This window comes from Paenibacillus sp. 102 (assembly GCF_039549175.1).
In the GTDB taxonomy this organism is placed as follows: domain Bacteria; phylum Bacillota; class Bacilli; order Bacillales; family Bacillaceae_G; genus Bacillus_A.
Window position 1 is genome coordinate 74,269 of sequence record NZ_JBCGHT010000010.1, and the last position, 13,062, is coordinate 87,330.

The window sequence follows — 13,062 nt, forward strand, 5'->3', positions numbered from 1 at the left end:
CAACGATATCTATCTAGCGTACAATGTCCTTTATGTGTCTCATTTACACATTATAAGAAAATATACAAATTGAATGATTTAAAGGAGAACTAAAACAATGAACTCAGATTTAGAAAACAATAATAGAACCTCAAAGAGGCGATTTAAAAAAAGACGCCTACTATGGTTTGTTCTCATTCCATTGCTTATTGTAACAATTGGGGGTGGAGGATATTCTTTCCATATATACAGTAAAGCAAAATCAATTGTAAATAATGCCTATTCTAAACTAGGTAGAGGCGATAAATCCGATAAACGAGAAAAAGCTGTTAAGCCGATGACCGATAATGTTTCTGTCCTTATTATGGGTGTTGACGAAAGTGACCTTCGCGAAAAATCTTACGGCAAAGCTACACGTACAGATGCATTGTTACTTGCTACAATCAATAAAAATGATAAATCAGTAAAGCTTGTCAGCATACCACGCGACTCACGTGTCTATATTAAATCACGCGATAAACAAGATAAGATTACGCACGCCCACGTATTTGGAGGCGTAGATAGTACAATCGATACAGTTGAAAACTTTTTAAATGTTCCTGTTGACTACTATGTGAAATTTAACTTTAAATCATTTATAAAAATTGTCGATTCTCTTGGTGGCATCACTGTAGACGTCCCTGTTGAATTTACAGAGCAAAATAGTAAAGATGAAGCAGGCGCAATTCATCTAAAAAAAGGGCGTCAGCATTTAAATGGTGAGGAAGCACTTGCTCTAGCAAGAACTCGTCATATCGATAGCGATTATATGCGCGGTCAACGTCAACAGCTTGTCTTAGAAGCGATTGCTCAAAAAGCACTATCTGTAAACTCCATTAATAAAATTGGTGGCTTATTAGATGCTGTTGACCATGATTTAAAAACAAACTTAACTTTTGACGACATGATGACAATTACGAAGAATACAATGGGATCCAACTTAAAGATGGATAAACTGCAAGTAAAAGGTGACGATAAATATATAGATGGCATTTACTACTATATTCCGGATGAAAAAAGCGTACAAGACATAACTACAACATTACAACAACATCTCGGTGTCACGAATAAAACTGAGCATAAAAAATTATAATAAAAAGGCTGCTAGGATTTTCTGAGCAGCCTTTTTATTATAATTTTCAACAAAATTCTTTCATTTTTTACACAAATAATGACAAAAAGAGACAAATATTACAGAACTGTAACAATTTTTATAAAAATATTACACCTATAAGGAAAATAATAGTATACTAGGACATATATAATACTATTTTTATCATTTATACATAAAAAACGAATACATATGACCTTATATATTAACTTTTTTGGGGGGAAGTAAATGAAGCTACGTAAATTACTTATTGGTTCTGCTATCACTGGTGGAATATTACTATGTGCAGGTGGGATTGGTGGTTATCAATACGTTTCTAAATTAAATAAACAGCTCGATACAGATGTATTGCCACATACTACATTTGAAGGCACTTCTCTTGATGGTAAAAGTAAAAAAGATGTCCAAGAAATTATTCAACAAAAAATTGATGAATCCAATAAAAAATCTATTAACTATGCATTCCAGGGTAATACACAAACTTATACGTGGAAAGACCTAGGGATTGAATATAAAGAAAAAGACATTGTCGAAAAAATCTTTAAAGAGCAAAAAGGAAACATTATGAATCGCTATAAAATGCGAAAACAAGCTGAAAATGGTGAGCTGAAACGTGAATATAAATTAACACCCCGGTTAAATACAACAGCTTATGAAGCCTTTATAAAAGAAAAATATAACGAAACCTTAAAAGAACCTGTAAATGCTGAATTAAGTGTTACTGGAACAACAGTAAATATTAGTCAAAGTCAAAATGGCGAAAAAGTTGATAAAGAAAAATTAAAAGAATTAACAGCAAAAGCAATTACCGCTGGTACGCAAGATATTCAGCTCCCAATTTCCTCCATAAACCCAGAACGTTCTACAGAAGATATACAAAATATGGGTATTACAGAAGTTATCGCTGAATATTCTACTCCTATGACTGGTCGAAACGGAAGTCAATCCTTTAATGTAAACAAGTCTGCGAATACTTTAAGCGGAGCGATTGTAGCACCTGATGAAACATTTAGCTTCAACGGACGCGTTGGTGTTACAGATGCAGCCCATGGTTATAAATCCGCAGCTGTTTTTTTACAAGGAAAAGTTGTCCAGAGCGCTGGGGGCGGCGTTTGCCAAGTGAGTAGTACGCTATATGGGGCAGCATTACGCGCTGACTTAGGAGTTGTTGCTCGTAGTAACCATTCTATGCCCGTTCACTACTTGCCACTTGGTCAAGATGCTGCTGTAGCAGATTATGGTCCAGATTTAAAATTCAAAAATAATACTGGCAAATATATTTATATTCAAGCATTTTCTAATGGCAGTAGCATAACAACACGTATTTTCGGTACACCTACTGGCAAGAATGTAGAAGTTTCGTCAAAAGTAATTAGTGATACTGGAAATAAAATTACAGCTGTCACATATAAAAAAGTAACACAAAACGGTCAAGTTATATCAAATGGCCAAATTTCAAAAAGTGTATACAAAAAGGCGTGATAATTCACGCCTTTTTGTTTTGTAATAAATGTACAAATGTCTGTATATGTTCTTTCGTCTCTTCTAATGACCATATACGATTTCCTTGTTTAGCTGCCAATAAACAACCGTCTTCCCAAGAATTTTCCTTTTGTATATGTAATAACTCATGTTGTAATTTCGCAATCATTTCTTGATCCTCTTGCTCTAAAAACTCCGTCATTACATCTATAATCTCTTCCTCATGTACACTTAATGTGCAATATGCTTTTAAGAAATATTGAAATGTCGGATACATGCTACTCCCCCTTTCTTATTTATCAGATGGATAGGAAGTAATAATTTTAAATCCTAATTCTCCTGACTTATCTCGTGCTAAGACAGTGACTGTATTCATCAGATTATCTTTCACACTCATATCTTTCTTTAATACTGTTTTTCCAACAGGAAATGAATGCTTCGTATTTAATACGAGACGATTTTCTTTGGAATTCTTTAACCACTTCTCAATTTCCTGTTCATGTTGCTTTAAACTATCTTTAACAGCTTTAGTTGCTGTCGCTTTATCGTAGTATGTACTTGCTGCGGATACTTTATCTGTCTGCAATCGCTTCTTCAAATCCTCTTCTTTTTTCCCAACATGACGTTCTATCGTATGACCGTTTTTCGGTGGCCCTTCCATTTCGTCTAAAATATTGTCGCTAATTTTTTCTATTGATGTTGAATTGCTTTCTTTTGGACTTTCTTTTTTCTGTTCTTGTCCTGTACAACCACTTAACACAAGGATCATCGCAAGTACGCTGCTCAAAAAAATACTCCATAATCGTTTCATCATATCACCTCTTTCATGATTATTATCGGAACTTCATCAAAAGTCAATTTTAGATAAGAAAAAGCATGTAGCATTCTAAATTTCTACATGCTTTTTCTTATTGTTTCCCGTTCACAGAACCATTTTCTCTGACTGAGAACCATAATCTATGCAATAAACCTTTTATTAAAAGGGGTATATTTAATAATTTTAACAAAAACCCTATTTTAATAACATTTATTGGTTGTAAATATACCCCTATTTTTATATACCTCATACCCACAAAGGGTATAAATGTGCATTTTCATCACTAGATGTATATTTAATCCATATTTTCCCGTTCTCCATGGATTAAGCTTTTATATGCCTTCATTTTTACTACACTTTGAAGCTAGCGTGTTACTGTCCTAAAATAGCGAGATAAAAGCATTCATTTTAAGTAAAAATCTACGCTTGCCTATATTGATTAAATATGATGTAATGCTAAAAAAGACAAAGGACTATAACAATATGCAAGAACTGATTCGTGATGTACTCACAGAACATTACACGCTAGCGATTCCACTTAGTATTCTATTTAATATCATCATTAGCTTTGCTGGTTTCATTCCAAGTATTTTTCTAACTGCAATCAACATACAACTTTTCGGTTTAACAGCTGGAACAATCATTTCGATCGCAGGCGAAGCATTAGGAGCCATTATTTCTTTTTATTTCTATCGGTTAGGTCTTCAGAAATTCGCACAAAACAAGATAAATCATTATCCAAGGGTAGAGCAACTCCTTTATGTTCAAGGAAAAGAAGCTTTTTTGCTCGTTTTATCATTCCGCTTCGTTCCCTTTATTCCATCAAGTATTGTTACTTTATTCGCAGCTTTAGGGAAAATGTCCCTACTCTCTTTCAGTATTGCCAGTACACTAGGAAAAATCCCAGCTTTACTCATTGAAGTGTATTCGGCATATCATGTTATGAATGGAACAAATGAAGCAAAGTGGATTATAACAATTGCAGGTTGTATCGGGTTATTGTATATATGGAGAAAGTGGAAGAAAAAATAAAAAAGGGAGCATTCGCTCCCTTTTTTATTTTTATATCATGAAGAAACCTTATTTTACACCAACTGCATCATACGATTGTTTCACTGCTGTAACTTCAGCCGAGGTTGCACCATATAAATCAGCTGCTGCTTGTACTAAGCCAGCACGAGCTTGGCTAAATGTAGTAGATTCAGTGAAGTATTGTGTATTTGCACGATAATAGATTGCACCTACTTTATCCTTACCAATACCATTCACTGTTACACCGTAGTGCGTGCCACCATTTGCTAGTAAATACGCTGCTTTATTGATAATACCGCTGTTCGTATGAACACCGCCATTATCACTTGAACCAGTATAACGCTTAGAATAATGATCTGGGTCACCGTATTTCGTTGGATCACTCATAGAACGAAGAGCATCCCCTGCTTGACCAGGCGTATAAATATCTTCTCCTACTTCCCAATCCGGATTACGATTATCATAGTACTCTACTAAAGTACCAAAAACATCAGAAATCGCTTCATTTAATGCTCCTGACTCATTTTGATAAATAAGATTTGAGCTATATTCTGTAACAGCATGTGTTAATTCATGCCCAATTACATCTAATCCACCGGATAAGGCAGTAAATGTATAACCATCTCCGTCTCCATATACCATTTGCGAGCCATTCCAGAATGCATTATTATATCCACTACTGTAATGAACCGTTGATTTTAATGGTGCTCCAGCGTCATTAAATGAATTACGGTTAAATGTGTTTTTATAATAATCATATGTTTTACCTGCATAATAATGAGCATCTACTGCTGCCGCATCACGACTTGCATTGAAAACATTATCTGTATCTGCCCATAATGTTCCCGGTAATGTAGAGCGATTTTTCGCATCATATGTGAAAATTGTTGCTCCTCGCGTATTGTCTTGTAAGTAATAAGAAGATCCAGATAACGTTGTATTAATAGATTTCGTATCTCCTAGTACACCCTTACCTGTTCCAACTTTATTTGTTCCCGTTACAGGTTTTACAACTGCCTTTCCTTCTTGTTTGACAGCTTCTTGATTAAGCGGTGCTTTATCTTCACCTGTCACATGATCAATCGTGTTGAATTTATTCAACACCTTGCCACTATCAGCTTCGATGAAATAATAATAGTTTCCTGGTTTTGGCTCTAAGAAGTTTAATTTCACAACATATGCATAAGTTGTGTCTTCACCATTTTGATATACATATAAATCTGCTGATGGTTCTACCTCATATTTTGGAGTTAATCCTAGATCTTGCTGTGCAATTTCAATCGCTTTTTTACCTTCAATCTTATTTTTATTTTGTAATTTTTCTTTTTTGTCTAGATCAGGTACAACTGTTCCAGATAGTACTTTCAATGAACCATCTTTACTAACATGGGCTAGTTGAGTAGACCCCCATACTGGTGTGCCTTCATACATTTGTTGCATACGTACCACTGTTGCATTCGTTACAGAATCCTTTTTCACTTGTTTCACTTTGAAAGAATCCTCTGCACTCTTTTCTCCTAGCTTATACTCCCCTTTTGCTGCATTTAAATAATCAAACACAACAGATTCTGCTTTCTTTCCAGTTGCTCCAGTCAAATCTCCAGAGATAAACTCAGGTGACTGCACTGCCTCGTTATACTTTTTCGTAGAGAGCACATTCTTTGAATCTGCAAATGCAGAGCTTGTCCCTCCAAATGTTGTAACTGCCATTCCTGCCGCTAATACAAATGCTAAACTCTTCTTTTTCATATTACCTTCCCCCTAATAAAAAATTTTTGAAAAAGAGTAACTTTATATTAGCATCTGGTTTCTATTATTTATATACTAAAAATTCAAATAATTCATTTCTCAAGTTTTGTAGAATTTTGGGGAACAAATATTGAGAAAGGCCCTTTCCGTTTTGGAAAGGGCCTTTTTTGGGAATTTATTATACATTTACTGTTTCTGCTGTATTCGTTTCTTGACCATACATATCTGGTACTGAACCATACTGCGGTCCTAATATCGCAGCTAAAATTCCCATAACTGTAAATGCACCAATAATTAACTTTTTCATATCAATTTCCTCCTTCTTCTGATAATGCAAGCGCTAATTTATAATAACGATTGCTCTCTTGGTACTCTAATAATCCTTCAAAGTATTCAGCTAGTTCTAAGTACACCTTTTTCAAACGCTTTACATTTTCTTCAGTTTTAAAGAACGGCACCGCTTCCGTCTCTAAAAACCTCTTATATGCTTCTTTTTTTTCAAAATATTTATATTTAAGAATCAATAATAAGTGTAACTTACTTTTATATTTTTCATCTTTTATTGCAACACTAATGCCTTTTTCAATCCATTCTCTCGCTTCTTCAAACTCTTCCAATTGAACACACTGTAAAGAAATCTCATATATGGCGTCAATATAATTTAAATCTTCTTCCTTTTTATACTGCAAACCTTTTAAATAATATTCTTTTGCCTCAGCGTAATTATGTTGGCAATAATGCAGAAGTCCTATATTGTTTAAAACAATTGCTATAATTGTCTCTTTATCAGCAAAAGAATTCGCTTCTCTTAAAATATTATTATAAATCTCCATAGCTTCACTATATTGTTTTTTACGTATATAACTAAACGCAATGAGAAGCTGACAATTTATTACGTTTCGGAATTTATATTCATTGCGAAACCCTTCTAATGCAACATTAGCAAAGTATAATGCCATATGCTCGATCTCTAAATGACGATATACAAGTGCTAAATTATAATAAATTCCAGTCTCATAATACCCTTGTTCTTTTGCCATTAACTCTGTCTGGATCAAACATTCAAGCGAAGCGTTATATCTATGCTTCATGAAATACATTAACGCCCTACTATACGTATACAACAACTTCTGAAACGGGGAATACTTCTTATACATCTTCCTTAATTTCTCTAGTTCTTCTTCAAGCGCAGGAAGATCTCTTTTCATAATCAAATAACGTGTATACAGCAGATTATAATAATTTATAATTTCAAAATCTAAGACATTTTTCATTTCAGACTGTAATTCGTTATATATGCGTTCAACCTGCCCTTTGTCCAAATGAACTAATGCGTTTAACCAATCATCTAATTTCTCTTTCACTTCTTCTTCTACATCTCTCAAATCCGACACAGCAATCTCTAACCTCGCGCAGAGCAACTGTAAAATTTCCTCCGATGCTTCTATCTTTCCATTTTCAATCTTACTTAAATATGAGACGGAACAAATGCCCTGACATAATTCTTCTTGTGTCATTTTTTGCTGCAGTCGTTTATAAAAAACTTGTTTGCCGATTTTCTCTAGTGTTTGTTGCATTGCCCTCCTCCATTCTCATTTACCCTCACTACTTTAATAATACATAAAAATCAGAAAAATATAAATTAATAAATGTAAATTTTCTAAAGAATTTTTCATTTATTACTTTTATTTCCCCTTCTTCAATTAATTTTTATGCTAGAAAAAGCTGCTGAACTACCTAAACTTTGAGTTTACCACGTTCAATAGCCATCAATTATTATTATTTATCTTCCTAGAATAATAAACGAGAGGGAATTCTCTTCTCATTAAAACGCTCTCCTTTGGCATAAACTAATAAAAATTGTTATACTATAACAAAATTACGGAGGTGTTTTCGCAATGAATCATTATAAAGACGATAGTTACGCCTTACATACAGATTTATATCAAATCAACATGGCTTATACATATTGGAAAGACGGTATTCATAATCGCCGCTCTGTTTTTGATTTATATTTCCGGAAGCTTCCATTTAAAAATGGTTATGCTGTTTTTGCTGGTCTTGAAAAAATTATAGAGTACATAGAGAATTTTCGTTTTACTGATAGTGACATCGCTTATTTAAAAGAACTGGAATTTGAAGAGGAATTTCTGCATTATTTACAAAACATGAAGTTTACGGGAACAATTCGCAGTATGCAAGAAGGAGAGGTTGTTTTTAATAACGAACCATTATTGCGTGTTGACGCCCCTCTTGGTGAAGCTCAAATTATTGAAACTGCTTTGTTAAACATTGTGAATTACCAAACATTAATCGCTACAAAAGCTGCTCGTATGAAACATGCAGCAGATAATGATGAACTATTAGAATTTGGCACTCGTCGTGCTCACGAATTCGACGCTGCCCTTTGGGGTACACGTGCAGCCTTTATTGGTGGTTTTTCTTCTACTAGCAACGTCCGTGCTGGAAAACGATTTGGTATTCCTGTTGCTGGGACGCATGCTCATTCCTTTGTCCAGGCTTATCGTAATGAATATGTTGCATTTAAAAAATACGCTGAAACACATAAGAAATGTGTTTTTCTCGTTGATACATATGATACGTTAAAATCCGGTGTACCAAATGCGATTCGCGTTGCTAAAGAATTCGGCGACCACATTGATTTTTATGGTATTCGTCTTGATAGCGGTGATATGGCTTATTTATCAAAAGAGGCACGAAAACTACTTGACACAGCAGGATTTACCAATACAAAAATTATCGCTTCTAGCGATTTAGATGAATATACAATTATGCATTTAAAATCCCAAGGAGCAAAAATTGATGTATGGGGCGTTGGAACAAAACTCATCACTTCCTTTGAACAACCTGCATTAGGTGCTGTTTATAAATTAGTTGCGATTGAAGATGAGAATGGGACGCTAAACGATACAATCAAAATTTCTTCCAATCCTGAAAAGATTACAACACCTGGTTTAAAACGTGTATATCGCATTATTAATCGCGTCAACGGACACTCCGAAGGGGATTATATTGCGCTAGAAACTGAAGTACCAGAGCAGGAGGAACGTTTAAAAATGTTCCATCCTGTCCATACATACATCAGTAAATTTGTCACAAATTTTGAAGCAAAAGAACTACACCATAATATTTTTGTGAAAGGTAAACGCACATATAAACTGCCTGAAATACAAAATATCCAGCAGTATGCACATGATAGTTTAAATGTATTTTGGGAAGAATATAAACGAACTCTTAATCCTGAAGAATATCCGGTTGATTTAAGCCAAGAGTGCTGGGATCATAAAATGAATTATATTCAAACTGTACGTGAGCAAGTTGCGAATAATATTCAAAAATAAAAAGAGAAACAATTGTTATCAAGATCTAAATTTAAAAATGTTTTTAAAAATAAAGACTCTAACATATTGTATATGACTAATATGTTAGAGTCTTTTGTTTTATTAGTAGTACAGTTCGAGTATTGTTGATTTTTATACCAAAGTAAAAAAACCTTTCTCGTAAACGAGAAAGGTTCTAACGCCTCCAAGATTGGAAGCTTGTTCGAATATTGATACCATGTAGAGTGGAGATGTTTGTACGTATAAGGCAGACTATACCTATATATATATCATATGCTAAGCAAAACTATATAGTTTGGACATGTTGCGTGAACTTCCGATAAATTGAAACTTTAATCAGTGGGGGGATCTTCATCCCCCACTGATTATTAGCCCTCACCAATCGGGCTTTTACGAGCAGTTAATACGAGGTAAAACAAGTTTCCAAAGCTTTATTAATCGAAAGGTCTATTAAAACGTTGCAAAATACAAATTGTACGGCACTTCTTTCGCTAAATGGACACTTTACGCAAGACAAGGTAAAACGTTTATTTTTCTGATAAAAAAGCTTAATATAGGTTTTTTACAAGTCTTTTACTCGTAATACACGCATCGCATTCAATACAGCAAGTAGCGTAACACCCACATCGGAGAAAACAGCTTCCCACATTGTTGCAATTCCGAATGCCCCCAGTAATAGGACAAGTCCTTTTACACCAAGTGCAAAAATAATATTTTGCCATACAATGCTGCGTGTACGTTTAGCGATTTTAACAGCTGTTGCAATTTTAGAAGGTTCATCTGTCATGATTACGATATCCGCCGCTTCAATCGCTGCATCAGATCCTAATCCACCCATCGCAATCCCAACATCAGCTCTTGCTAAAACTGGTGTATCATTAATGCCATCACCAACGAAAGCGACTTTTTCTTTTTCCTGTTTTGCCGCATCAATTTTTTCAATTTCTTCTACTTTTTGCTGTGGCAATAATTCAGCATGAACTTCATCTAAACCAAGTTCTTTACCAACCGCTTCCCCAACTAATTTCGCATCACCTGTTAACATGACTGTTTTCTTAATACCAAGTTCTTTTAATTTTTGAATCGCTTGTTTTGAATCCTCTTTCACTTCATCTGAAATGACGATATAACCTGCATATGCACCATCTACAGCAACGTGAACAAGTGTGCCTACTGTTTGCGGTTGCTGGAATGCGATATTTTCTTTTTTCATTAATTTTGCATTACCCGCAAAAATTTCTTTCCCTTGTACTTTTACAACTGTACCGTGACCAGAAATTTCACTGTAATCCTCAATCATATTTTCATCAATTGATTTTCCATAGCTACTCCGAATAGATTGCGCAATTGGATGGTTTGAATATACTTCTGCAAATGCTGCATATTCAAGAAGCTCTTCTTTCGTAGTTGCTCCATTTGGTTCCATCTTCGTTACTTTAAAAACACCTTTTGTTAATGTTCCTGTTTTATCGAAGACAATATGTTTCACATCATTTAACGCTTCTAAATAGTTACTTCCTTTGATTAAAATACCACTTTTAGATGCTCCACCAATACCACCAAAGAATCCAAGTGGAATAGATACTACTAACGCACATGGACAAGAAATAACAAGGAATACTAACGCACGATAAATCCAATCTGAGAATGTAGCGCCTTCTAATATAAGTGGTGGAATAAACGCTAGTACTGCTGCTGTAATAACGACAACTGGAGTGTAGTAACGCGCAAATTTCGTAATAAAGTTTTCTGTCGGCGCTTTTCGGCTACTTGCATTTTGTACTAAATCTAAAATTTTCGATACTGTGGATTCACCAAATTCTTTTGTTACCTCAATGGTTAGTACACCATTTTGATTCACAAAACCACTTAATACATCATTCCCAACTTCTACTTCACGCGGTACAGATTCACCTGTTAGTGCTGAAGTATCTACCATTGATGTTCCTTCAACAACTTTTCCATCTAATGGTACTTTTTCACCTGGTTTAACAATGATGTAATCTCCGATTTGCACATCTTCCGGTGAAACTTGTTTTGTTTCGTTACCAACTTTAACATTTGCATAATCAGGACGAATATCCATTAATGAAGTAATTGATTTTCGAGAACGATTTACCGCAATGCTTTGGAATAATTCACCTACTTGGTAAAAGAGCATAACCGCAACAGCTTCCGAATATTGCCCGATTGCAAATGCTCCCAGTGTGGCAATCGCCATTAAAAAGTTTTCATCAAATATTTGGCCTCGTGTTATATTTCTTACAGCTCGCCAAACGATATCTCCACCAATTAGTAAATATGCGATAACGAAAAGTGGAATAGTCATCATTTGTGGTAATCCTGCAAGTGCAGCGATTCCTGTTAAGACACCGCCAATCGCTAAGCGCCACAGCATTTTCTTCACATTTCCTTCACCATGATCGTGGCTATGACCATGATCATGTCCTGCTTTTTCTTCACGAATAACTTTTACATCTGGCTCTAACTTTTGAACAATATTTTTTATATCTTGCACCGTCGTTTCGAGCTCTTTTTTATTTGCCACTTCTATTTTTAATTTCTTTGATACGAAATCGACAGTCGCATTTGAAACCGTAGGCATTTCTTTTACCTTTGTCTCAACCTTCATTGCACAATTTGCACAATCTAATCCTTCTAATACAAATACTTCTTTTGCAGTTTTTGTTTTTTGTTCTTCCTGTACTTTAATATGCGGTTCTAGTTTTGTGACAAGTTGTTTCGCTTCAGTAACAACGTTATTTTCTCGATTTTTCTCTGTTTCTAAAACCATCGTCTTTGTTGCAAAGTTCACAGAACAAGAGGAAACGCCGTCTAATCCGCTAACGCCTTTTTCAATTTTCATCGCACAATTCGCACAATCTAATCCTTCTAACACAAGTTTCCGTTTCACTAGTGCTTCTGCCATCTTTCTCCCTCCTTGTGCATTTCTTTTTTTATTCTTCCTCGTTTACGTGTTCGAATGCTTGCTCGAAGATACCGATTACGTGATGGTCAGCTAATGAATAATAGACAACCTTACCCTCTTTACGGTTTTTCACAAGTTTTGCTTGCTTTAATACACGAAGTTGATGGGAAATAGATGATTGTGTCATGCCGAGTAAATAAGCTAAATCACACACGCACATTTCCGCTTCAAATAATGCGTGTAAAATACGTGTACGCGTACGGTCACCTAATACTTTAAATAATTCCGCCACCTTGCTTAAACTTTCGTCAGCTGGGATTGTTTGTTTTACTTGATCAACAACTTCTTCATGGATAATTGTTTGAGAACATGCTTCTTGGCATGTTTCCACTTTATTTTCAGCCATTATAGCTCACCTCTTTATCTGAACATATGAACAATCATTCATATATCTTATACCTTTATTATATGAGCGCCTATTCATATGTGTCAATAAAATCCGCAATAAACTTTTTGAACATTTTGTTCACATTTCAACAACATATAACTTATTGTCCGCATC

At 34.8% G+C, this 13,062-nt stretch carries 11 protein-coding genes; 4 read left to right on the plus strand and 7 right to left on the minus strand.

Annotated elements, in window-relative coordinates:
- The first annotated feature begins 97 nt into the window (after positions 1 to 97).
- Both AAIE21_RS19505 and AAIE21_RS19510 read left to right on the plus strand, forming a co-directional pair.
- Positions 98 to 1,111, plus strand: a complete 1,014-nt coding sequence (locus tag AAIE21_RS19505; RefSeq protein WP_343268305.1) for an LCP family glycopolymer transferase — start codon at positions 98 to 100, stop codon at positions 1,109 to 1,111.
- 246 nt (positions 1,112 to 1,357) lie between these two features.
- Complete coding sequence (locus AAIE21_RS19510) at positions 1,358 to 2,611, plus strand: VanW family protein (protein ID WP_343268306.1); 1,254 nt, start codon at positions 1,358 to 1,360, stop codon at positions 2,609 to 2,611.
- 4 nt (positions 2,612 to 2,615) lie between these two features.
- Here AAIE21_RS19510 and AAIE21_RS19515 read toward each other — a convergent pair whose 3' ends face one another.
- Both AAIE21_RS19515 and AAIE21_RS19520 read right to left on the minus strand, forming a co-directional pair.
- Positions 2,616 to 2,888, minus strand: a complete 273-nt coding sequence (locus AAIE21_RS19515) for a hypothetical protein (protein ID WP_343268307.1) — start codon at positions 2,886 to 2,888, stop codon at positions 2,616 to 2,618.
- 15 nt (positions 2,889 to 2,903) lie between these two features.
- On the minus strand, positions 2,904 to 3,422 hold the full coding sequence (locus AAIE21_RS19520; RefSeq protein ID WP_343268308.1) for an RNase A-like domain-containing lipoprotein: 519 nt from the start codon (positions 3,420 to 3,422) through the stop codon (positions 2,904 to 2,906).
- Between the two features lie 489 nt (positions 3,423 to 3,911).
- Here AAIE21_RS19520 and AAIE21_RS19525 point away from each other — a divergent pair, with 489 nt between their 5' ends.
- Positions 3,912 to 4,460: a TVP38/TMEM64 family protein gene (locus tag AAIE21_RS19525; RefSeq protein ID WP_343268309.1), complete on the plus strand. Its 549-nt coding sequence runs from the start codon at positions 3,912 to 3,914 to the stop codon at positions 4,458 to 4,460.
- 48 nt (positions 4,461 to 4,508) lie between these two features.
- Here the strand turns inward: AAIE21_RS19525 and AAIE21_RS19530 are convergent, their stop codons facing one another.
- The 3 genes from AAIE21_RS19530 to AAIE21_RS19540 form a co-directional block, all read right to left on the minus strand.
- A complete protein-coding gene (locus AAIE21_RS19530) occupies positions 4,509 to 6,209 on the minus strand; it encodes a M4 family metallopeptidase (RefSeq protein WP_343268310.1) in 1,701 nt (566 codons plus the stop codon).
- A 178-nt stretch (positions 6,210 to 6,387) separates the two neighbouring features.
- Complete coding sequence (locus AAIE21_RS19535; protein WP_343268311.1) at positions 6,388 to 6,516, minus strand: NprX family peptide pheromone; 129 nt, start codon at positions 6,514 to 6,516, stop codon at positions 6,388 to 6,390.
- 1 nt (position 6,517) lies between these two features.
- A complete protein-coding gene (locus tag AAIE21_RS19540) occupies positions 6,518 to 7,786 on the minus strand; it encodes a helix-turn-helix domain-containing protein (protein WP_343268312.1) in 1,269 nt (422 codons plus the stop codon).
- 321 nt (positions 7,787 to 8,107) lie between these two features.
- Between AAIE21_RS19540 and AAIE21_RS19545 the strand changes: the two genes are divergently transcribed.
- Positions 8,108 to 9,571: a nicotinate phosphoribosyltransferase gene (locus tag AAIE21_RS19545; RefSeq protein ID WP_343268313.1), complete on the plus strand. Its 1,464-nt coding sequence runs from the start codon at positions 8,108 to 8,110 to the stop codon at positions 9,569 to 9,571.
- A gap of 562 nt (positions 9,572 to 10,133) precedes the next feature.
- On the opposite strand, the gene AAIE21_RS19550 is transcribed toward AAIE21_RS19545, so the two are convergent.
- Both AAIE21_RS19550 and AAIE21_RS19555 read right to left on the minus strand, forming a co-directional pair.
- Positions 10,134 to 12,500, minus strand: coding sequence for a heavy metal translocating P-type ATPase (locus AAIE21_RS19550; RefSeq protein ID WP_343268314.1), 2,367 nt, complete (start codon positions 12,498 to 12,500; stop codon positions 10,134 to 10,136).
- Between the two features lie 28 nt (positions 12,501 to 12,528).
- Positions 12,529 to 12,906 (minus strand): ArsR/SmtB family transcription factor, encoded by a 378-nt coding sequence (locus AAIE21_RS19555; RefSeq protein ID WP_016113065.1) that lies wholly within the window; start codon positions 12,904 to 12,906, stop codon positions 12,529 to 12,531.
- Positions 12,907 to 13,062 lie beyond the last annotated feature (156 nt).